This window comes from Wolbachia endosymbiont of Mansonella ozzardi (genome assembly GCF_020278625.1).
Classification (GTDB): Bacteria; Pseudomonadota; Alphaproteobacteria; order Rickettsiales; family Anaplasmataceae; genus Wolbachia.
Map to the genome: position 1 here is coordinate 1 of NZ_JADAKK010000015.1, position 20975 is coordinate 20975.

At 35.8% G+C, this 20975-nt stretch carries 23 protein-coding genes and 1 pseudogene; 13 read left to right on the forward strand and 11 right to left on the reverse strand.

The features are described from left to right. Nucleotides 1-79 precede the first annotated feature (79 nt). The 5 genes from IHO40_RS02195 (at nucleotide 80) to IHO40_RS02210 (ending at nucleotide 2258) form a co-directional block, all read left to right on the forward strand. Nucleotides 80-424 carry a hypothetical protein gene (locus IHO40_RS02195; protein WP_225536550.1) on the forward strand — a complete coding sequence of 115 codons (345 nt, stop codon included), beginning with the start codon at nucleotides 80-82 and terminating at the stop codon, nucleotides 422-424. Between the two features lie 44 nt (nucleotides 425-468). After that, entirely contained in the window at nucleotides 469-603 is a 135-nt protein-coding gene (locus IHO40_RS05770) for a hypothetical protein (protein WP_255585951.1), read from the forward strand. A gap of 63 nt (nucleotides 604-666) precedes the next feature. Continuing rightward, nucleotides 667-1182, forward strand: a complete 516-nt coding sequence (locus IHO40_RS02200; protein ID WP_225536551.1) for an efflux RND transporter permease subunit — start codon at nucleotides 667-669, stop codon at nucleotides 1180-1182. A gap of 520 nt (nucleotides 1183-1702) precedes the next feature. Beyond that, nucleotides 1703-1966 carry a hypothetical protein gene (locus tag IHO40_RS02205; protein WP_225536552.1) on the forward strand — a complete coding sequence of 88 codons (264 nt, stop codon included), beginning with the start codon at nucleotides 1703-1705 and terminating at the stop codon, nucleotides 1964-1966. Between the two features lie 97 nt (nucleotides 1967-2063). After that, nucleotides 2064-2258 carry a hypothetical protein gene (locus tag IHO40_RS02210; protein WP_225536553.1) on the forward strand — a complete coding sequence of 65 codons (195 nt, stop codon included), beginning with the start codon at nucleotides 2064-2066 and terminating at the stop codon, nucleotides 2256-2258. Nucleotides 2259-2796: 538 nt separating this feature from the next. On the opposite strand, the gene IHO40_RS02215 is transcribed toward IHO40_RS02210, so the two are convergent. Beyond that, a complete protein-coding gene (locus IHO40_RS02215) occupies nucleotides 2797-2982 on the reverse strand; it encodes a hypothetical protein (protein WP_225536554.1) in 186 nt (61 codons plus the stop codon). A gap of 127 nt (nucleotides 2983-3109) precedes the next feature. Between IHO40_RS02215 and nusA the strand changes: the two genes are divergently transcribed. From nusA to ubiA, 4 genes are read left to right on the forward strand one after another with little or no spacing between them, the layout of a single operon-like run. Continuing rightward, on the forward strand, nucleotides 3110-4672 hold the full coding sequence (nusA, locus tag IHO40_RS02220; protein WP_225536555.1) for a transcription termination factor NusA: 1563 nt from the start codon (nucleotides 3110-3112) through the stop codon (nucleotides 4670-4672). A 5-nt stretch (nucleotides 4673-4677) separates the two neighbouring features. Beyond that, on the forward strand, nucleotides 4678-6993 hold the full coding sequence (gene infB / locus IHO40_RS02225) for a translation initiation factor IF-2 (RefSeq protein WP_225536556.1): 2316 nt from the start codon (nucleotides 4678-4680) through the stop codon (nucleotides 6991-6993). Between the two features lies 1 nt (nucleotide 6994). Next, nucleotides 6995-7339, forward strand: a complete 345-nt coding sequence (locus IHO40_RS02230; RefSeq protein WP_225536557.1) for a ribosome-binding factor A — start codon at nucleotides 6995-6997, stop codon at nucleotides 7337-7339. Between the two features lie 2 nt (nucleotides 7340-7341). After that, complete coding sequence (ubiA, locus tag IHO40_RS02235; protein ID WP_225536558.1) at nucleotides 7342-8199, forward strand: 4-hydroxybenzoate octaprenyltransferase; 858 nt, start codon at nucleotides 7342-7344, stop codon at nucleotides 8197-8199. A gap of 128 nt (nucleotides 8200-8327) precedes the next feature. Here ubiA and IHO40_RS02240 read toward each other — a convergent pair whose 3' ends face one another. The 4 genes from IHO40_RS02240 to ccmC all read right to left on the reverse strand — a co-directional run bounded on the left by IHO40_RS02240 (nucleotide 8328) and on the right by ccmC (nucleotide 10311). Beyond that, entirely contained in the window at nucleotides 8328-8528 is a 201-nt protein-coding gene (locus IHO40_RS02240; protein ID WP_368666752.1) for a hypothetical protein, read from the reverse strand. Continuing rightward, nucleotides 8486-8722 (reverse strand): hypothetical protein, encoded by a 237-nt coding sequence (locus IHO40_RS02245; RefSeq protein ID WP_225536559.1) that lies wholly within the window; start codon nucleotides 8720-8722, stop codon nucleotides 8486-8488. Before IHO40_RS02245 ends, IHO40_RS02240 begins: the two co-directional genes overlap by 43 nt. A 255-nt stretch (nucleotides 8723-8977) precedes the next feature. Further along, nucleotides 8978-9154, reverse strand: coding sequence for a hypothetical protein (locus tag IHO40_RS02250; RefSeq protein WP_225536560.1), 177 nt, complete (start codon nucleotides 9152-9154; stop codon nucleotides 8978-8980). 446 nt (nucleotides 9155-9600) lie between these two features. Continuing rightward, nucleotides 9601-10311: a heme ABC transporter permease CcmC gene (ccmC, locus tag IHO40_RS02255; protein ID WP_225536561.1), complete on the reverse strand. Its 711-nt coding sequence runs from the start codon at nucleotides 10309-10311 to the stop codon at nucleotides 9601-9603. A gap of 328 nt (nucleotides 10312-10639) precedes the next feature. Here ccmC and tnpA point away from each other — a divergent pair. After that, nucleotides 10640-11113, forward strand: a pseudogene (gene tnpA, locus IHO40_RS06245) (IS200/IS605 family transposase). 390 nt (nucleotides 11114-11503) lie between these two features. Here tnpA and glyA read toward each other — a convergent pair. Together glyA and IHO40_RS02275 are read right to left on the reverse strand one after the other, a co-directional pair. Beyond that, a complete protein-coding gene (gene glyA, locus IHO40_RS02270; RefSeq protein WP_225536563.1) occupies nucleotides 11504-12781 on the reverse strand; it encodes a serine hydroxymethyltransferase in 1278 nt (425 codons plus the stop codon). 56 nt (nucleotides 12782-12837) lie between these two features. After that, nucleotides 12838-14049, reverse strand: coding sequence for an MFS transporter (locus tag IHO40_RS02275; protein WP_225536564.1), 1212 nt, complete (start codon nucleotides 14047-14049; stop codon nucleotides 12838-12840). 532 nt (nucleotides 14050-14581) lie between these two features. Here IHO40_RS02275 and IHO40_RS02280 point away from each other — a divergent pair. Continuing rightward, nucleotides 14582-14812, forward strand: a complete 231-nt coding sequence (locus IHO40_RS02280) for a hypothetical protein (RefSeq protein WP_225536565.1) — start codon at nucleotides 14582-14584, stop codon at nucleotides 14810-14812. Between the two features lie 232 nt (nucleotides 14813-15044). Here IHO40_RS02280 and IHO40_RS02285 read toward each other — a convergent pair whose 3' ends face one another. The 4 genes from IHO40_RS02285 to IHO40_RS02300 form a co-directional block, all read right to left on the reverse strand. After that, on the reverse strand, nucleotides 15045-15230 hold the full coding sequence (locus IHO40_RS02285; RefSeq protein WP_368666754.1) for a multidrug efflux SMR transporter: 186 nt from the start codon (nucleotides 15228-15230) through the stop codon (nucleotides 15045-15047). Between the two features lie 56 nt (nucleotides 15231-15286). Next, on the reverse strand, nucleotides 15287-16480 hold the full coding sequence (locus tag IHO40_RS02290; protein ID WP_225536567.1) for a pyridoxal phosphate-dependent aminotransferase: 1194 nt from the start codon (nucleotides 16478-16480) through the stop codon (nucleotides 15287-15289). Between the two features lie 915 nt (nucleotides 16481-17395). Continuing rightward, a complete protein-coding gene (gene mlaD, locus IHO40_RS02295) occupies nucleotides 17396-17851 on the reverse strand; it encodes an outer membrane lipid asymmetry maintenance protein MlaD (RefSeq protein ID WP_368666755.1) in 456 nt (151 codons plus the stop codon). Between the two features lie 2 nt (nucleotides 17852-17853). Next, nucleotides 17854-18168, reverse strand: a complete 315-nt coding sequence (locus IHO40_RS02300) for an NADH-ubiquinone oxidoreductase subunit NDUFA12 family protein (protein WP_225536569.1) — start codon at nucleotides 18166-18168, stop codon at nucleotides 17854-17856. 64 nt (nucleotides 18169-18232) lie between these two features. Here IHO40_RS02300 and IHO40_RS02305 point away from each other — a divergent pair, with 64 nt between their 5' ends. Together IHO40_RS02305 and rodA are read left to right on the forward strand one after the other, a co-directional pair. Next, nucleotides 18233-19699, forward strand: coding sequence for a proton-conducting transporter transmembrane domain-containing protein (locus IHO40_RS02305; RefSeq protein ID WP_225536570.1), 1467 nt, complete (start codon nucleotides 18233-18235; stop codon nucleotides 19697-19699). A gap of 42 nt (nucleotides 19700-19741) precedes the next feature. Then, nucleotides 19742-20857 (forward strand): rod shape-determining protein RodA, encoded by a 1116-nt coding sequence (rodA, locus tag IHO40_RS02310; protein ID WP_225536571.1) that lies wholly within the window; start codon nucleotides 19742-19744, stop codon nucleotides 20855-20857. Nucleotides 20858-20975 lie beyond the last annotated feature (118 nt).

Genomic DNA, 20975 nt, shown 5'->3' on the forward strand with positions numbered 1-20975 from the left:
AAAAATTAAACAATAGTACACCAAGTACATTGAGTTTTTTGTCGTTTAATCTGTTAGGACAATAATATTGTTGCTTATAGTGATTTTTGTTTTTGGTTTATATGCCTATATAAAAATGCCAGGAGAAAGCAACCCAGATATACAAATTTTTGTAATGAGTGTATTTGTTAGACTTCCTGGAATTTCTGTTAAAATAGTAAGGAGTTATAATGATGGTGCTCATGTAATACTTAAATTCGGTACAGAGTATAGTAACAAGGAAGTGCTCGGTAACGTCCGTTCAAAGTTTTCAAATGTAAAATCGAAGCTGCCTGCTGAAGCAGAGTCTCCGGTAATCAGCGAGATGAACTTAAGCTTATTTCCTATATTAAGTTGGATTGGTTGGTCATCTACCAGAAAGGACTTTGACCGATATAGCGTGTAAGTTAAAAAAGGAATAGAATCTTTGCCAATGTCCTCAAGGTTGAAGTGGCAGGCGGACGTAAGGGAACGATAGAAGTGATAATTGAGCACACAATACTAACAAAATACAACATTCAATCAGATGAAATATTTCATGTTATATCGAGCAATAACAGATTAGTTAAGAGCCGGGTCGTTTGACAACTACACAGGCAAATATTCAATTAGAGTGTCAGGATTATTATAAAGATATGAGAGGATATTATGAACATTCCTGTTAAGTCTCAAGGCGATGTAGCCTTAAGAATAAAGGATATTGCAAAGGTATATCTTAGATTTGAAGATTATGAAGGGTTTGCTCGCATCAAAATGCTGTCTAGTGTTGTATCAGAAATTTCAAAACGTAATGGAAAGAATATAATAGATACAATAAATCAAGTGAAATACCTAATAGATAGGGCAAAAGATCAATTGCCTGAAAATCTAAAAGTGGTGTATTTAAACGACCAGTCAAAAAATATCCGTAATGTGCTTGATGATCTAGAGAACGGAATGACATTTGCTGTGTTGATATTAATCATAATAATACTTTCTATTGGTACAAGGACGGCTATCCTTGTGACACTTTCAATACCTGAATCCTTTCTTGTTGGAATAGTAGCTCTTTACTTCATGGGCATAACCTTAAATGTTATTGTGCTTTTTAGTTTTATTATGACAGTTAACATGTTGATTGATGATGCAATCGTAGTTAGTGAATGTGCTGATAGAAAAAGATGATTTGTGGAGTGACAAGGTAAAAGCCTTTCACACTTCAGTTTGTGATATGTTTCCTCCAGTTCTATCACCGACTTTGACTAAATTTGCAATGTTTTTCTCTCTGTTATCTTAGCCTGATATGATTGGTAAGTTTATGCAGTATATACCAATCACGACAATTTAAACTTTGACCGACTCGCCCATCGTGGCTTTGGTTTTCATGCCAATACTCAGTGCAATATTTGGTAAGCCTTCAGTAATTTAGAAAGAAGAAATTGAAAAAATGAGTGCAATAGAAAGTGGTGAGATAAAGAATACTGGTCTTATGACAAGAGCTTACGTACGTATACTGAAAAAAGTTTTAGATTATCCTAAAAAATTCGTGTATGCTGCTATATTAGTTTGTTCTCATTTAGTATATTATATTTCACCTTTGGCCCTGGAATAAAGTTTTCCCCGAAAGTGGATTCAGATAATATTCTAATTAGTGTAGGTAAAGGAAAGTTTATCAGCCAAGGAACGAGATCTAGTACTAAAAGAAGTGGAAGAGCTCATCTCGGGGATCAAAAGAGAAATTCATGCTTCTTATGCTAAATCATGGATATTCTTAGATGACGTTATTGTCGAAATCCGACTAGAACTTGTGGACTGGCGGTTTAGGCGCAAAGCTAGGCATATATTAAATGATATAAGAAGTAGCGTACAGGATATGAAGGAAGTAATAACCGATATTCAAGAAGAAAATTCAGGACCATCAGCCAAAATCCAATACAAATTAATCTCAGCTGGGATGAATCTAGCTTGAATTCAGCAGCAGAGCAAATTCTAGAAATTATGATCAACCTTCCTCAGGGTTTATCAATATTCAAGATAGCAGATCAACACCCGAAATAGAGTGGAGTATGAATATTGGTAAAAGTAAGGCTGCAAGTTTTGGAGTAGGTGTTGCAACGATTGGCGATTTTATAAAAATGGTCATAAGTGGAGTATTAATCGGAAAATATAGATCAAGTAATCTGGACCAAGAAATAGATATTATACTCCGTTTTCCCGAACAAGATTGTAACATAAAAACTATAGAGAACCTTTACAGTTAATGGTCCGTATCCTATGAGCAATGTAGTAAAATACACTCCTAAAAATAAAGATAAACAAACTAAGTAGGATTAACGGATCACGCACAGTAACAATCTCTGCTGATGTTGACCCTGGATACCTGGTTGACGAAAGAGTTAAGTTCATTCAAGATTCGGTTGTTTAGGATTGAGACAAGAGAGTACAAATTGGTTTTAAAGGCGATAAAGAAGATCAACAAAAGTCAGAAGTCTTTTTGCTGAAGACTTTTATATTGGCAATTACATTAATGATCTTGGTATTAGTGACACAATTCAATAGTGTATACTACACATTCATTGTAATAACAGCAGTATTTTTATCTACCACATGTGTATTTTTTGTTTTCTTTCTTGTCCATAAAGTTTTTGTAGTTGTTATGGCTGGGTAGGAATAATCGCTTTAGCAGGAATTATAATGAATTATAATATAATATATTATTGATTGACACTTTTCATCACCAAATTGAGGTATACAAAGATGACGTCAAGCGATGCATAATAAATGCTTCGATTTCTCGTATTAAGCCAATATTGCTTCTGTTGCAACTACAGTCCTTGGCTTAATACCGATGACTACTAAGTTAAACATCAATTTTTTCACGTTACAAATCACATATGACACTCCATCAAGCCAGTGGTGGGTTAACATTTCAATCACCATAGCATGTGAAATGTTGACTGTGACGTTTCTAACCTTATTTTTCACTCATGCGTTGCTTGTGATACAAAGACATGAAAAAACTTGACTTAAATTAGTAACTATTTACTATTAAAAATAGTGTTCTTTGCCCGTTGAAGCTATAATTATAACTAATTGTGTAGGGTTTATTTATATGATTGCTAACCGAAAAAGCAGTGTTAAACAGAAAAGTGACAAAAATAACTTAGTTGGAAGCATTGACATAATAAAAACAGCAGGAGAGCTTTCACTTCAAAAAGGTCTAGATTTTGAAGTGGTAATGAAGGCATTAGAAAGTGCCATAGAAGCAGTGGCTCATCAAAAATATGGTAGTAAAAGTAAGATTACAGTCAACATAGATAGAAACACAGGCAAAGTTACTGCATATAGAGAATTAAGGGTTATTAGTGATGAACAAAATGAAGAAGAGAATACTGGATATGAATCAATTACTCTTACACAAGCTAAGTTAATAAGAGAAGATGCAAAAATTGGAGATACTGTTAATGAATTGCTTTCTCTCAGCACTGATCTTGCTTCAGCAAGAATTGCCCAGCAAAGAATTGCTCAGGTGATAAAATATGAAGAATCGAAAAAGCAATATGAGGAATTTAAGGATAAGGTAGGAGAAATAAGATATGGTATTGTTAAACAAGTGGAGTATTCAGAGCTGATCATAGATATAAATGGGGCTAAGGCATACCTTCCATTGCGAAATCTAATCGGTGGTGAATCATTTCGCGAAGGCGATAAGATTAAAGCTTACATACAAACTGTTAAGCGTTCTGATGATGGACGTCAAATTATTCTTTCTAGGTCCCATGAAGGCTTTTTGGAGGCACTATTAAATCAAGAGATACCGGAAATTGCTGATGGGCTGGTAACAATTAAAGGTATAGCTAGAGATGCTGGTTCAAGATCTAAAGTTGCTGTTTTCTCTCCTGATAAAAATATTGACCCAGTAGGTGCTTGTGTTGGAGTTAAGGGAGATAGGATAAAAACCATCATACATGAATTAAATGGAGAAAAAATTGATGTCATACATTACTCTTCAGACCTAGGCCAATTTGTTATCAAAGCAATTACTCCTGCAGAAGTATCGAAAGTCATTATTGATGAAAATGAAAACTGTGTAGAGTTAATAGTTGCTGAAGATCAATTAAGTTTAGCTATAGGGAAAAAAGGTCAAAATGTAAGATTAGCTTCAGAACTTGTTGGATGGAAAATTGAGATACTAAGCACTCAGCAAGAATCAGAAAGGCGGAGTAGAGAACTCAGTCAGTGTTCATCTTTATTTGCTGAAGCTTTAAATTTAGAGGAAATTATGGGGCAGCTGTTAGTCACAGAGGGTTTTTCAAGCGTAGAGGATATATCACATGCTTCAATTAAAGAGCTCGCTTTGATAGAGGGCTTTAACGAAGATATTGCAAGTGAACTGTATAACAGAGCAAATAAATATCTAAAAGCAGAAAATGACAAAAAAATAGAAGAGTTAAGAAGTTTAGGTATGGAAGATGATGTAATCAATTTACCCTTATTAATAGACGATAAAATTGCTCTTAGTAAACATGGTATTAAAACTCTAGGGGATGTGGCAGATTTGTCAAGCTATGAGTTTTATGGTATACTCTCCTCTTCAGCGAGCGGTAAAGAGGATTTAAAAGACACAATAGACTCAATAATCATGGAAGCTCGTAAGAAGCTTGGTGTAATATAGCAAATATGAATAACGAAGATATCAGTAGTAAGAAACTAACGCTTCAAGGTTTTAACAAACTTAAGTTGGATCTTGATTTGAATTCTTCGGCGAGTCCAAGTACGGGAGCCACAATAGTAAAAAAAAGAAGAAGAAAACCTCATGAGCCAGAAGAGCAAGATGGAAGTAAATTAGGTTACCTGACAGAAAAAGAACAAATCTTCCGTATTAATGCTGTACAGAATGCTGCTTTGTTAAAAGGAAAGAATCTAAAAGAAGAAAAAGTAGTAGCAAAAGAAAACAATGATGAAAAGGTTGATGATAAAGATGGTGCTTCAGATGCCTCGTTTAAAGAAATCGAAGAAGAAACTTCAAGTGGTGTTAGCTCAGCTAAGCCAATGGAGGATGGAATTGACGATGAAGATGATGATAGAAAACCTTTAAAGGCTAACAAAGATATATATTCTAAGCACTCCAAGCTGATAATTGCGCAATCAATAGATGACAAAATTGAACAATCTCCTGCGTTTAAGCAAAGATTTGGTATAAGAAATAGAAAATCAAAATTCACCAAAGGTAAAAACATATCAAGAGAAGTTATTGTACCAGATGAAATTACAATCAGAGAATTATCCGTTCGTATGGCAGAAGACAGGAAAGATGTGTTAAGAATGTTGGAAGAAAAAGTTGGTGAGAGTTACAGAGTGGATGATTTAGTAGATCCGGGTATAGCATGTGAAATAGTGGAAAAATTTAATCATACAGCTAAACGAGTGAGCGATGCTAACAAGGAAAAGGATTTACTTTTCATAGAGAACAGGGAAAGCTTGCCTAAAAAACCTAAGCCGCCAGTTGTCACTTTTATTGGACATGTTGATCATGGTAAAACCTCATTGCTCGATGCGTTTCGTGAATCTAATGTTGCAGAGAGAGAGTCAGGTGGAATAACTCAACATATAGGTGCTTACCAGGTAGTTACAAAAGATAAACAAAGAATTACTTTCATTGACACTCCAGGGCATGAGGCATTTACTGCAATGCGTGCATGTGGTGCCAACATCACTAATATAGTTGTAATAGTGATTGCAGCTGATGACGGAGTGATGAAACAAACGATTGAAGCAATAAATCATGCAAAGGCAGCAAATGTTTCTATTATAGTTGCTATTAATAAAATTGATAAATCGCAATCTGGTGATGTAGAAAGGGTAATTAGTAGTTTACCTCAATATGACCTCATTCCTGAAGAACTTGGTGGTGATGTTGTGGTTGTGCCAGTGTCAGCAAAAAAGAAAATCAACCTAGACAAACTGGAAGAAGCGATTTTGTTAATTGCTGATTTAATGAAGCTTGAAGCAATAGAGGATTGTCGAGCATTTGGGTGGGTGATAGAATCCAAAATAGATAAAGCTAAGGGAATATCAGCTACGTTGATAGTTGAAGAAGGAACGCTGAAGGTTGGTGATATGTTGGTGGTGGGTACGACATATGGAAAAGTACGTAGTATGGTTAATCACCTTGGTCAAATGGAAAAGATGGCTCCACCTTCCACTCCAATTGAGATCACTGGCCTAAACAGTGTGCCAGATGCTGGAGATAAATTTGTTGTTGTAAATTTTGAAAAGCAGGCACGTGAAATCGCTGAATACAGATTAGAGCTGATTAAGAGAAAAGAGGAGGATTTAAGTAATAGTGGTTTAGACATGTTCGGTCGTAATGACAATGAGACAGAAGAGTTATCTATAATCTTGAAGTGTGATGTAACTGGTTCTATCGAAGCAATATCAAGTTCAATTGGTAAACTTGGTAAAGATCAAGTGAAATTAAATATCCTATACAAGGCAGTGGGGGGAATAACAGACTCAGATGTACTGCTTGCAGAAGCGTCAAGGGCAGTAATTTTAGCATTTAATGTCAAAGTGGATTCAAAAATAAGGGATTTGGCAAAACAAAAAGGTGTAGAAATACGTACTTATAACATAATATACGAACTTATTGACAGTATGAAAATATGCTTAACTAAAATGCTAAAGCCTGTAACACGAGAAGTGCGTATTGGTTCTGCATCTGTAAGACAGGTATTTAATGTATCTAAAGCTGATAATATTATTGGATGTTATGTAAGTGATGGAGTTGTAAAAAAAGATTCTTTAATTAAGGTAATGCACAACAATAAATTAATATATGAAGGAAAATTGAAAGCTTTGCGTAGATTTAAGGATGATGTTAAAGAAGTAGGTACAAACTTTGAATGTGGAATGTCTCTAGATGGTGATGCCAATATTAAGGTTGGAGATATTCTGGAAGTTTATCAATTAGTGCAGGAAGAAAGGGTATTATAGTATGAAAAAAGAAATCAGGAGCCTAAAAATAGCGTCTGTACTGCATAGAGCAATATCCAGAGTCTTAAAGGAAGGTAAGGTATTCAATAAAAATGTAGCGGTATCTGAAGTAAAGTTAAGTAAAGACTTAAAAAAAGCAGATGTATATGTAGTCCTGTCTTCGTTAAGCGAAAAAGATTGTGACATTGGCACCATTATTGACGAAATCAACCAATCTGCATGGTTGATACGCAAATCCATATTATGTTATGCTGATTTGCGATTTGTACCCAAGTTAGTTTTCAAAACTGATTTAGCATTCGATAATTTTGTTAATATAAGCAAAATACTGAGTAGTCAGACTTAATAATGCATTTCAATCATTACCTTTCATTGATGAGGTTGCACAGTTTAGCAGGTTTATGGCTTGTATTATTCCCTAGTTTAAGTGGTATTATTCTAGCCTCAGCTTCTCTATCTTGGCAGACCTTTTTTCTCCTTATTTTGTTTACTATAGGCGCATTCTTGATGAGACCTGCGGGTTGTATAATCAATGATATTTTCGATAAAGAAATAGATGCGCATGTTGAACGAACAAAATATAGGCCACTTGCAAGTGGTGCACTAAACGTAAAGCAAGCTTTGACTTTACTTTCTCTGTTACTGTTCATTGCTCTAGTAATCCTATTACTTACCAATAAAACTACATTCATACTTGGGGTAATCTCAATGTGTATGATAATTATTTACCCTTTACTAAAGCGTTACGTTTGGTGGCCACAGTTGTTTTTAGGGTTTACTTTTAACATGGGATCGCTTCTAGGTTGGGCAGTAGTAAAGAACCAGGTTAGTATAGAACCTATGCTCTTTTATGCAGGGTGCATCTTTTGGACACTGAGTTACGATACCATATACGCTCATCAAGATAAAAGAGATGATGAAAAACTCGGAATGAAATCAACAGCATTGTATTTTGGTGATACAACAAAACCTTGGCTAAAAAGATTTCATTTAATGTCTCTTATGATGTGGCTATATGCCGGTATTTTATCATCATTGAATAACATTTTCTATATCGCTTTACTTGCTGTGGGGGTCGTGTTTCATTACCAATATAAAAATTTCAACCCCGACAATTCCAGTCAATGCATGTCCACGTTTAAAAATAACTCCTATGTAGGACTACTGCTTTTTCTCGGCATTCTTTTAGATAAAGTTGTAAACTGAAATACAATTAATTAACAAAGGCTGCTCCGAAGGAGTTTAAAGACACCGGGAAAGGCTTTGTTGGAGCTATCTATAGAGAAATCCATAGCTTACCAACGTTAGACATACCTCGCACTACAATACTTTCTTCAAAAGTATACATGTTGCTCCACCAACATACCCTGGGTGTACAAAATTGCACTAGTACCCAAGTTCTTCATAAAATGCTCTTGCTCTTGAAAATTCGTGGTTGCAACAGTTGCTATTTTACAGTGCATTTCCCAACCATAATCATGAACTTTTTTCATTAACTGCTTTCCCATACCTTTTTTCTTATGGTCGTGATGCACCCAAAGCAGATCAGTATAAATTGAACCATAGATATAAAACTGATACAGCCTGCAATAATTTGCCTAGCATCATCGTGAATAAAAAAAGCAAATGGATTACATGTACCTTTATCAGCGTTTTCTTCATTAATTCCTTTGGACAGGAATTCAATATCTCTATTGTTTGGGAACGTGGTATGCTCGATTTTCATCATTAACTCCTCCATTTAAAACGCTCAAATTGACCAAACATATGAAACCCCAAGCGCTCGTAGATTCAATATCCTGAATCACTTGACGCAGAAAGAGTCGCATATCTTACACCGATTTTTCTAGTAATATCCATAAGATGAGTGATCATTTGGGTGCCATACCCAAGCCCCCTTTTATTTTCTTTTGGTTATCAAGCTAAAAATGCCAGCTATGTTACTGTGGATAAAAAGAATAGCAATTACAACGGGAATATTATCTTAATATCCGACGAACAATTTTTCTTGCTGATTTAGGAGTGGTTCTGCAAGTTTTTCATAAAAGCTACGTGCCGTTGCATCATATGTTTCAAGAACTTTGATAAAATGTTCAAGTTGATCTTGGTTCAATACTTGCTGGTTGTTGCTGCTTTCAAAATTAGTTGGATCACACAACATAGCACGCTCTTCAGTTTTGGTAGCAATTTTCTGCTTAATGCTTTTGACTCAGTCGATGGGCTAATCCACTACGCAAAAGGCTGACCTTTAAACTCGTTTACAACACTTTGAACCTTTTCTGCGTGGCAGTCGCCACAAAACGATGTCAAACATTGAAGATCCAAGTCCATGGTTAATTATCGTAAGAGTATGACCTGTTTTTACACTAAAACCTAGGGCTTCAGGCAGGCATTTGAAGTGACCAAAGGCATTTTGCTTAATTTTCTCTAGCATATTTTCCTATATGCTTATGAAGCTATACTAGTATTTGAATTTGTCATGAGTTTCACCGGAACCTATTACTATAGCTAGTATACAACATTTTCCTGAGTTTTTCAATAAAGAAAGTGATTTACATGAAGCTGTCTAAGTTAGACAGTGACGCAGGAAAAGTAGTTGTAGTAGATCTAATACCGCGCACTAATTTCTCTCTTTACCTTATACAAATTAATCAGGTGAAGTGAATAGAGTACCCATACTACTAAAAAAAATGTGGCACAAAATATAAACATTGCAATTAATGGCAACAGTAGAGAACTTTCTATCGCTATTCCCCCTTTTCTGAGAATACTTGCTGGCTGGTGGAGAGTAGCCCACAAGTTCACGGAAAATTTTATTATGGGGATATTTACGGCACTAAAGATGGCAAATACCGCTGCTGATTTTTTAGCTCTTTCTTCATTATCAAAAGCGCTCCACAGCGAGAGGTATCCAACGTATAGGAAAAATAAGATCAACGTTGAAGTGAGCCTTGCATCCCATACCCACCAAGTGCCCCAGGTTCCTTTTCCCCAAATGCTACCTGTGATTAAGCATATTGCAGAAAAGACTGTTCCCGCAGGAGCGGCCGCGTGAGCCAGAACGCTAGCAATACTGTTATTCCACACTAAGGAGATGAAGCTGAGCGCTGCAATTAACTCATATATTCCGAGAGAAAGCCATGCAGAAGGCACGTGAAAATACATAATTCGTACAATTTCTCCTTGTTTATAATCTTCTGGAGAGAAAAATAAAGCTAGAAATACTCCAACTAAAAAACATGCAAAACACGCAGCCCCAAGCCAAGGCAAGGCTTTTTTAGAAAAATAAGAGAGATATGTAGGCTTTAGTAAAGACATTCGTTTCAATGATAACTGTGCTAAGAATTTATCAGTTAGTTTAAGCTTTATCAACAGGATAGTACTTATGTTTACATAGACCAGTAAATTAGCGCAATTCCATCACAACTGAATGAACATTACAATTTAATCCTGCCGTTACCCAATAGAAATGAAAAAAAACTACTTGCAAATTCCACCATCACACTCTGGGAGTGTACATCTTAGAGGTTTAGCAAATTTGTTATGTATCTTATTTGATTCTCCATAAGATAATACAGGCCTCCACCTTCTAGATGGAGAAACTTTAGTTTGTTAATGTCATAACTGTGCTTTATAAAGTATAGTTATGACTAGGTACGATAAGGGAAAGCACACAGTATTTTATCATAAGTACCAAATAGTCTGGATTACAAAATATCGCTACAAAATAGGGCTATAAAGGAGAGAATACAAATAATCATAGCAGAAGTACCTGAAGAAATGGGAATTAAGATAGAAAATGGAGTAATATCATTCGACTACTTGCATTTACTTGTAGTAATACCCCCTCATGTAGCTGTAAGTGATTTTGTCCAAAGACTAAAGTTAGGTCTTCACGCAAAGTTCAACAAGAATTTCCAGAGCTAAGGAAAATATACTGGAGAAGGTGTTTTTGGGGAAAGAAGATACTTTAGTGCTACCAGTGACAGATGAAGTTATTAATGAGCACATCAATAAACATACAGATGCACATCAGCCTTATCTAGCACAAGACTGGAGTAGCCTTAGCCTCTTATCGTGCTCCCAGCGCAATTTACAACCTTTCGGCTTCAGCCGATAGTGATGTTGAGTTTCCGATAACAAAAATTAGTATAATCTTTCTATTTTAAAAAACTTATCAAATGGGAAAAAAGGCAAAAGAAACCCTGTTAGCTAATTATTCACTATCTATCTTTTAAATTGGCGTTTTTATTGTCTTAAACGCTTTAATAAGCGCATTTTAGCTATATTAGGTAAACCCCTTGAAAGTTTATAAAGACATGAGGTACACATAGTGCAAAAATTTAAACATAAGACACCAAGTACGTTAAGTTTTTTGTCGTTTAACCTGGACAGACCGAAGGTAAATAATAGCTTTACTATGGTAATGGTTCTAGTGAAATTTGTCAAGTAAATTTTGCATTCAATCCGTTTCTATTCTACTTGGGTGACACCATATAAATCACTAGAGTTAATAAATAGGAAAATCATTACAAATCTTTTCAACTTTACTTTTCACTGTTTTTTCAACATTTAAGCTATTTTTGCTGATTAGTCCTTGAATTATCTCGTTTATTAAGTCTGCTATTTCTTTAAAAATTTCTACCCCAAGTCCACGTGTTGTTTCAGCAGCAGTGCCAAAACGCAGCCCTGAAGTGATGGTTGGCTTCTCTGTGTCAAATGGTACAGAGTTTTTATTGCAGGTAATACCAGCCCTTTCAAGGCTATCTACAACATCTTTCCCGGTCAATTTCTGTGGTCTTAAGTCAACCAGCACTATATGAGAGTCAGTGCCACCGGTTATAATGCTCAGTCCATGCTCTTGCAGCGCTTGAGCTAGCACTTTTGCATTCTCCACGACTTTTCTGCTATAAATCTTAAACTCTGGCGCTAATGCTTCTTTAAATGCAACAGCTTTCGCAGCTATTACATGCATAAGCGGCCCACCTTGCAGCCCTGGGAAAACTGCTGATTGAATTTTTTTATGTAACGTTTCACCACTCGTCATTATTACTCCACCTCTAGGACCACGTAGGGTTTTGTGAGTCGTAGAAGTCATAACATGTGCATGTTCAGCAGGTGATGGATATTCGCCCGATGCAATAAGTCCTGCATAGTGAGCAATATCAGCAAGCAAATACGCACCAACTTTGTCCGCAATTTCGCGAAAACGCTTGAAGTTTATCTTTCTTGGATAAGCAGAAGCACCAGCTATGATCAGTTTTGGCTTATGCTCAAGTGCCAGCCTTTCTATCTCGTCCATATCGAGCAGATAAGTGTCTTTGCTGACTGTATACTGAATCGACTTAAACCATTTACCAGAAAGGCTTGGTGCCGCACCATGAGTTAGGTGTCCACCGCAATTCAGTGATAATCCAAGCACCGTATCGCCCGGAGTAAGCAATGAAGCAAACACTGCTTGATTTGCCTGAGAACCAGAATGAGGTTGAACGTTCGCAAATTTAACACCAAACAGTTTACAGAGCCTCTCTATAGCTAGACTTTCGACCTCATCCACATATTCACAACCGCAGTAATACCTTTTCCCTGGATAACCTTCCGCATATTTATTAGTCAGAAAAGAACCTTGTGCCTCCATCACTGCTTTACTTGCAAAATTTTCTGATGCAATCAATTGCAGTTGCAACCTTTGACGCTGCAATTCCTTCTTTATAGATTGATAAATTTCGTCATCAAAAGACTTTAAGCCATTTTTAAGACTGCAGATTTTTTCTGAAACACTTGTCATAGATCAAACTTCATTTAACTCAATGATATTAAAATGCATGTTCGTTACAAGCAATTTTAAGATCGTTTCTTTAACCATACAAGACCGAGAGCAGCCAAGAGTAGACATATAGGAATGATCAATATTGCTTTTACCAACAATCCAGCACCATACATGGGATCTCCTTGTATTATCATTCCATCCCAATACAAATCTACTATTTTTGCGATTCCAATGTGAAAAAAATAGCCAAAAACCATAACTATCATATTCGATACGGCCGTAGTCAAGCCCACCAAGTTATTGTTTACATAACTTGTTGCTTTGTAGATGGTAACTACCTGATATCCAGATGCAAAGCCAATAACAAGAAGCGCAGGCAGCACAACATATAGGCCACCAGCTCGTGAAAAAAGCAAAAGAAAGCTAGCGATCATTGCAAAAGAACACGCAATAATTACTTCATAATGCCTATTTGGAAATTTTTCCAACAGGTAAGCCAAAAAGAATGTTCCAGCTCCCATACCTATAAACGTGAGAGAAGAAAGCGAAGATGCTAGATCTCCGGTCATTTGATATGCCTCACACAAGAATGCTTTTGCCCAGCCATCAGCAAAACCTTCTAGTGGACCAACCATTAAACCACCAAAAAAGCTGATCAAAATAATATGTTTGTTGAAGAGCACAGTTTTCAAATCTTGAAGTACATTGTCACTTGCACTCTCTTGTGCATTACTGCTTGGCGTTACAAAGAATAACAGCAAAGCAAGCAAACAACCAAACGCTGAGAAAGTATAAATAACATAGTTCCAACCAAATTTATCAAGTAAAAAGTCCAAGGGTAATCCGCCATAAATAGCTCCAAGTAGCCCTATTATTATAGATAAACTGGCCATTCTTGCTGATTTTTCTTGTGAAAAATACATGCTTGCAACTTTAAAGATCCCAATTGCTGAGGCAGACGATCCAATTCCGACGATTATTCTACCGAGTATTGAGTAATACCACTCATCAAAGCATATAAGCGGCAGTGTCCCAGCAAATGTCAAAATAGTGCATATAGGCAAAACAAGTTTTGGGCCAGACCTGTCAAAAAAAAGACCAACAGGTATGTGAGCAAACGTGTAGCCTACATAATATAGCCCACCAAATTGACCAACATCTGTAACACTTATGTTAAACTTTGTTATTAATTCAGGTGCTATTATGTTCGGGATTACACGTAATATGTATTGGTACGCATAGAACAGCGATACTAGCAACCATATTAAAAAATTTCTTTGTAGCATCAACCTCACCTTAAATTTAAAACCATAGGTTTATAAAAAATAGCTTTTTACAAATTTTTAATTTGCTAAAACTTAGTACAGTTAAATTCATAACAAATAAGCAACTATGTATCAACTAAATTTTCTAGCACTAGTTGCTTGACACGAAAAGAGCATTTCTAAAAATGGGGACAATTACATCTAAAATAGTAGAGTTTTTTAGTAAAGCCTAGCATCAGAAACGTTCTAGTTAACTTAGTATTAACCTTTTTGCATGTATAATGGTCAATATAACGTCAAGCAAAGGTGAGCTAATAAGTACAAGCACAAAAAACAACACGCTACAAAATTACTTAACAAAATATATCGAACAAACGTTTGCTGCTCTACTGGTAACAGATATGATAAACCATATAAGGAACTTTTAAGCAAAGTAGAAGAGACAATAAAACTAGCTGTAAGCAAAGCAAAACATTTAGACATTAGTCTAGAGAGTGTATATGGAGAGTTAGCATCCAATAAAAAACTACTTCACGCTATTGCTAAGCAGCAAGTGTCGACATTTTTGGATACCCACCAAACGAAAAAGGAAATCGTCGAGGGATTTAGCAAATATAATATCAACGGAAGTGATTTAAAGATTACGGAGGAAGGAGAAGGTTTGGTAAAAAAAATAAATGATATTAATTTAATCCAGCAAAATGAGGAAAATAAGTTAAACATCAGAAATATACTTGCCCGATCAATAGACACCCTTCTTCGCAGATTAGAGAATCCTAGGTAACTTCAGTAAATATTCTCGACTTGATAAAATAAACAATTTATGAGCGTCTACTTGCCTCAATTCTTGGTATATATGTTCTCAACACCTAGCCTTTCGCTGCTTATTTAGTAAACACTTTTAAGCCTATAATACTCGGCACTACCAAAACAATAGAAAATAAACGCCCAAAATTCACTGAATCACTGAAAAACATTACTCCTACCACCGCTACTCCTATAGAACCTATACCAGTTCAAACTGCATAAGATTCCCCAAGGGGTATAGACTTCATTGCTACTGATAACCAGTAAAGGCTTACAAGAGCACAAACTAAAATAATTACCACAGACGTAATGTGGGCAAAACCATCACTATACTTTAGCGCTGCCGTCCAGACAACTTCAAGTAAGCCAGCTAGCAATAAATATAACCAGGCTATAAATTAGTTTCTTTCTACTGACATACGAAAACACTACACAATGAGAATGCAGAAAATCAACTTAGTATTTTGCATGCCTTAATAATACTGTTGCATCCAATTTCTAGTTGTTCCTGAGAGGTTGCATAAGAAATTCTGACAAAATTTTCAAGGCCAAACGTAACTCCTGGAACTACAGCAACTGAATGATCCTCCAGCAAGTATTCAGTGAAATCGAGGTCATTATTTATTACTTTACCATTTTTCGTGCTCTTGCCTAGCAAGCCTTTGCATGAGACGAACAAATAAAACGCACCTTGCGGAGTAGATGCTGATAATCCTGGAGCAGAACTTAACTTCTCTACTACAAAATCTCTACGATTCTTGAAAATTCTTGTTCTTTCCTTTAAAAAGCCATGATCGCCGCTTAAAGCTTCAACTGCTGCTGCCTGTGCTATCGAATTCGGGTTAGAAGTGCTCTGAGACTGCAGTGTAGAAATAGCTTTTATTACATTACTTTTACCTGCAATATAACCTACTCTCCAGCCTGTCATCGCGTAAGCTTTCGATATCCCATTGACCACAAAGACCCTATCGTAAAGCCTCGGTTCAACCTGGGCAATAGTAAAAAACCTCTCATCGTATACTATATGTTCATAAATATCGTCTGTAACAACGTTCACGTGAGGATATTCGAGCAATACTTGTGCTATATTTTTCAGTTCATCATATGTATACATAACTCCTGCTGGGTTATTCGGTGAGTTAAGAATTAACCACTTGGTCTTCTTTGTTATTTTGCTTTTTAATAATTCTGGTGTTAGCTTGAAGTTTTGCTTGCACCTTACCACAACCGGCAGACCACTAAAAAGACTTACCATATCAACATATGAGACCCAATAAGGGGCTGGGATTATAGCTTCATCTTCGGGGTTAATCGTTGCCATAAATAAGTTGAACAATACCTGTTTAGCACCGGTACCAACGCAGATTTGATTAAATGTATATTCGAGATTGTTATCCCTTTTTAGCTTATTGATTATTGCCTCCTTAAGTTCACGTGTTCCATCAACAGCAGTATACCTAGTTTTACCTTCGTTTATTGCTTGAATAGCTGCTTTTTTTACATGGTCTGGAGTGTCAAAGTCTGGCTCCCCTGCAGCTAAAACGCAGATGTCTTTCCCCTCGCCTTTTAGTTTATTTGCCTTGTCGGTTACAGCAATCGTAGGTGATGGCTTTATTAGGGACATTCTTTCTGCAAGGTATGACATAATTTCACCAAAGTTAAATTAAAATGATAAGCCCTATACAATAAAAAAGCTAGAAATTTTATTATTAGATTTGTAGCATAATCACATCGGACCAGTTCTTAGCAGCGTATTGGATTCAATAGAAACAAAAGACTACTTGACAAACTTTATCAACCCTTTTATCGTAGCACTGAAGCTATTATTTATCTTGAGTCTGTTCAGATAAAACAACAAAAACTCAATTTACTTAGCATCTTAATATTTAATTTTTTGCACTATTTGCACTGTATGTCTTTATTTAAAACTTCGGGTTTTACTCATACGACCTAAAATACGCTTGTTAAAGCGTTTAAGACAATAAAAAATGCTAATTTAAAAGATAGATAGTGAATAACTAGCTAACAGTTTTTTTTGCTTAGTAAGTTTCTTAGCGTTTAAATTTAGATCAGTTGCGGTCTAAAAGCAGCTAGATTAGACGTTGAGAATAAAAAAACGCTAATTTATAAAGTTAATAATAAGTAATTAGCCACCAACGTGGTTCCTTTTGCTTTTTTTTTCGCTTGGTAAATTTCTTAAATATTTATTACTAAAGTAATGTCCTAGATCCTAGCATCAAGCACTGGGATGACAAGAAAAGGCTACTTGGATGATACCCATAGACCTGTCATTCCAGCGCATGACGCTGAAATTTAGGAATCTTATCAAGTAGGTGAGTATAAAAGTGACCATTTTATGTTAAAATATAACATTTAATTATTATGGAAGGGTGCGATCTGATGTCGTAAAACCGTGATGGTATAATTCCATTCGTCTTACATCGGGTTGAAATCATAGTCTACACTTTGGAAAAGTGGCAATTTCTAGAGCGCAAGCATGGATTAAAAAGGAGTAATGCCATTCTCTTTAGGTTACAGCTAAAATAACGGGGAAAGAGCCTTATTTCGTGAACATACCGGGAATTTTGTCTATTATTACACCAACATTTGCTTCAGCTTGGGTATACTCTATTTTACCACCTTTCGAAATTAGTTTAGTATCTGATCCGGGTGATACGCTAACAAATTTACTACTGATAACTCTACTGCTAGTTATTAGAGTTGAACTATCAATTGGCAATTTTATGTCTTTACTTATGCACATATCAATTCGTGCTACATAGGTAGCTTTATCAAGTAATACGCCAGTTATGCTTCCAATATCTACGCCGGAAACCTTGACACTGTCACCAACTACTATGCCATTAGCGTTAACAAAAAGACCATATATTTTATAGCAATCCTTATAGCTTTTTTTTATGTCAGATAGCCTATCAACAGCAAAACAAATCAGAAAAATAGTAAAAACCAACACAAATAATCCAGCAGTTATTTCAAGTATATTTGATCTTCGTATCTTTAGTTATTAGGATTCCAGCTTTTATAGTAATTTTTCACTTTTTGGTTTGGATAATAAGCATCTTTTGTACCCGTCAAATTAGGAGTATGTTTTATTTTTCTCTTTTTGTTATTAACTGGCACTGTATCATCAGTATAGTGAAGCCATATGTGCCACTTTGGGGATACTGTTGTAGGTTCAGAGATACTGCTATACGTGACCCATCTTTTTCCTTGATTTGATTCATAGTAAGAGTTTCCATTTTCGTCTCTTCCTACAAATCTACCTTTTCTTTGTAATAGATGTTTTATCGCATTATAGATTTTAGATAACATAAAGATATTAAAACGAAAAGTATTATATATACTAATACTTTAACAGTCCATTAGCAACAATTTAATGCAATTACCAATTTTACAAGTTATCATACCAATAATTGCATCGATGTTTTGCTTTCTTGCTAGGAAACATAAAGTATCCTGGTTTATTTCTTTTGCTACAACCACGGCTACTTTTTTTGTTTCATCGATACTTCTCATGAAAACATATAATGGTGAAGTTATAACTTATTATCTTGGAGATGAGGCTCCCCCGTACGGAATAGAGTTAAGAATCGACATGTTAAACTCCTTGATTCTAACTCTAGTGAATTTTATAGCACTGATAAGTGTGCTTTATAGTTTTCGTGTTAACGAAAAAGAGATCAGCAAAAACAAAATCACTGGTTTTTATTCTTTGTTTCTGTTGTGCTTAAGCGGGCTACTTGGGATTTTAGTAACAAACGACATATTCAATCTTTATGTTTTTTTGGAAATTTCGTCTCTTTCTTCTTACATACTAGTTTCAATGGGGAGGGATAAAAAAGCTTTGGTCGCAGCATTTGAATATCTGATTAGTGGAACAATAGGTGCAACGTTTTACTTGTTTGGTATTGGGCTTTTGTATTCTATGACGGGAACGCTCAATATGTCTGACATGGCCGAGAGGATAGTACCGCTGTATTATAATAACATCGTAAAGCTTGGCACGTTGTTCATTTTTGTTAGCCTCTCAATCAAAATAGCACTGTTTCCACTGAGTAAATGGCTAGTTAATTCATATAGCGAGGCGCCAAGTTTCATTAGTATATTCTTTTCAGGTACAGTGACCAAGGTGATGATATATGTTTTTATCAGGATCTTCTATACTGTTTTCCATCAAAACTTCTTTTTATTTAGGCCGCCATTGAACAATGTGATAATTATCCTTGCATTTTGTGCTATTGTGTTTGGGTCAATATTTGCAATGACTGCGAAAGACATGAAAAGGTTACTTGCCAACTCTAGCGTCAGCCAGATTGGTTATATAATTTTAATGCTGGGTCTAAACTCAAAAACAGGCTTATTTGCAGCAATCCTTCACATAATAAACCACAGCATAATAAAAACATCTTTATTCATGGCTGTAGGATGTGTTTCTTACAAATTTGATTCAACAAAAGTAGAGAATTTGTCAGGACTCAAAAAATCAATGCCTCATATAACACTTGCATTTACTCTACTTAGCTTAGCATTGATCGGTGTACCTTTAACAAGCGGCTTTGTAAGTAAGTGGTATATGATGAAAGCAATTATCGAGTCTCGCGCGTGGATTTCTCTTATAGTTTTTGCTGCTGGTTCTTTCCTTGCACTAATATATATGTGGAAGATGGTAGAAAAAATGCATTTTGGAAATGATGCAGCATCACACGCTGAAATGACACCTGGATCGGTTGATAAAGTACCGCTACTTATGCTTTTCTGTCTGTTACTCATGGCAGCTTTAACGGTAGTAACAGGAGTATACAGTGCTCCAATTTGGTTAGCAGTTGAAAAGTTGGCTTTTTGATTTTCATTTCTTATTATACTTCAAGATTATAAAGTTCTTGTTATGGGTAGGGCAAAGAAGATTTACTTGTTGTTGATCATTAACATAATAGCGCTGTTTTGCGTTGGCATTGTTGTTCAATATTCTTCTGCTGGAGGAAAGTGGATGCCATTTGCAATTCATCAACTAGTTGTATTCTCTTTCTTTTTTCTATTGGCTATAACTATGTCATTCATAGAGATAGATTTTTATTTGAAGCATGCCTACCTTTTTTATATAGCAGCAGTGACTTCGCTGCTGTTAGTAAACTTTTTTGGCTCGCACGTAATGGGTGCAACAAGGTGGATAAGAATTGGACCAATCAGTTTGCAACCGTCAGAGTTTGCAAAAGTAGGCTTAATACTTGCACTTGCTCGTTATTTTAATGAGCAAAGTGTGTATAAAATGATGGAATTTCGAAGGTTATTCACGGCATTTATAATTGTTTTCTCACCTGTATTCTTGGTACTAAAGCAGCCTAATTTAGGCACGGCTGTGATAATGTTATTTATAGGAGCATCGATTATATTCACAGCAATAATCAAAAGATCTCATTTTATAGTTTTTGGAACGATTGGCATTCTTGTAATACCAACTATCTGGCCTTTTTTACGACCTTATCATAAGCAAAGGATACTGTCGTTTTTGGATTCATCAGTGGATCCTCTTGGGATGGGTTATAATGCGCAGCAATCCCAGATAGCTATAGGTTCAGGAGGTTTGCTTGGCAAGGGTTTTGTTAATGGAAGTCAAACTCAGCTTGGGTTTTTACCGGAAAAGCGCACAGACTTTGCTTTTGCAGTGCTTGGTGAGGAATGGGGGTTTTTAGGTAGCATGGTTTTGGTTTTACTCTATACTACGCTGTTTGCTATAACATTCTCCATTGCTTATAGATCAAGAAATTATTTTTCTAAGTTAGTATCTATCGGGATTTTTGCCTTTTTTGGTGTTCATTTTGCCATAAACATCGGAATGGCAGTTGGTCTTTTACCCGTAATAGGTGATCCGTTGCCATTTCTATCCTACGGAGGAAGCACAACTGCTGCAAGCTTAATATGTATAGGGCTGCTACTTAGTTCTATAACGTCTGCAAAAGACTTGAGGCTAAGCTCTCGATTTTATCCGCGGGAAGGCCTATAGTTTGAGATCAGGAACGGAAAAATCTGCTTGACAAATTTTGTCAGTTCTGCTATCATAATAGCAAGGGTATTTCTGATTGGAGACTTGTTTTTGATTTCCAGGCTCAATGACAAAATTC

What these genes read in the sequence shown, in the direction of transcription:
- IHO40_RS02210 (WP_225536553.1), top strand. Translation starts at nt 2,064, where the DNA reads ATGAATATTGGTAAAAGTAAGGCTGCAAGTTTTGGAGTAGGTGTTGCA.
- IHO40_RS02305 (WP_225536570.1), top strand. Translation starts at nt 18,233, where the DNA reads ATGCAATTACCAATTTTACAAGTTATCATACCAATAATTGCATCGATG.
- IHO40_RS02300 (WP_225536569.1), bottom strand. Translation starts at nt 18,168, where the DNA reads ATGTTATCTAAAATCTATAATGCGATAAAACATCTATTACAAAGAAAA.
- ubiA (WP_225536558.1), top strand. Translation starts at nt 7,342, where the DNA reads ATGCATTTCAATCATTACCTTTCATTGATGAGGTTGCACAGTTTAGCA.
- IHO40_RS02290 (WP_225536567.1), bottom strand. Translation starts at nt 16,480, where the DNA reads ATGTCATACCTTGCAGAAAGAATGTCCCTAATAAAGCCATCACCTACG.
- IHO40_RS02250 (WP_225536560.1), bottom strand. Translation starts at nt 9,154, where the DNA reads ATGTTGTGTGATCCAACTAATTTTGAAAGCAGCAACAACCAGCAAGTA.
- IHO40_RS02245 (WP_225536559.1), bottom strand. Translation starts at nt 8,722, where the DNA reads ATGATGAAAATCGAGCATACCACGTTCCCAAACAATAGAGATATTGAA.
- IHO40_RS02275 (WP_225536564.1), bottom strand. Translation starts at nt 14,049, where the DNA reads ATGCTACAAAGAAATTTTTTAATATGGTTGCTAGTATCGCTGTTCTAT.
- nusA (WP_225536555.1), top strand. Translation starts at nt 3,110, where the DNA reads ATGATTGCTAACCGAAAAAGCAGTGTTAAACAGAAAAGTGACAAAAAT.
- rodA (WP_225536571.1), top strand. Translation starts at nt 19,742, where the DNA reads ATGGGTAGGGCAAAGAAGATTTACTTGTTGTTGATCATTAACATAATA.
- IHO40_RS02200 (WP_225536551.1), top strand. Translation starts at nt 667, where the DNA reads ATGAACATTCCTGTTAAGTCTCAAGGCGATGTAGCCTTAAGAATAAAG.
- glyA (WP_225536563.1), bottom strand. Translation starts at nt 12,781, where the DNA reads ATGACAAGTGTTTCAGAAAAAATCTGCAGTCTTAAAAATGGCTTAAAG.
- IHO40_RS02230 (WP_225536557.1), top strand. Translation starts at nt 6,995, where the DNA reads ATGAAAAAAGAAATCAGGAGCCTAAAAATAGCGTCTGTACTGCATAGA.
- infB (WP_225536556.1), top strand. Translation starts at nt 4,678, where the DNA reads ATGAATAACGAAGATATCAGTAGTAAGAAACTAACGCTTCAAGGTTTT.
- ccmC (WP_225536561.1), bottom strand. Translation starts at nt 10,311, where the DNA reads ATGTCTTTACTAAAGCCTACATATCTCTCTTATTTTTCTAAAAAAGCC.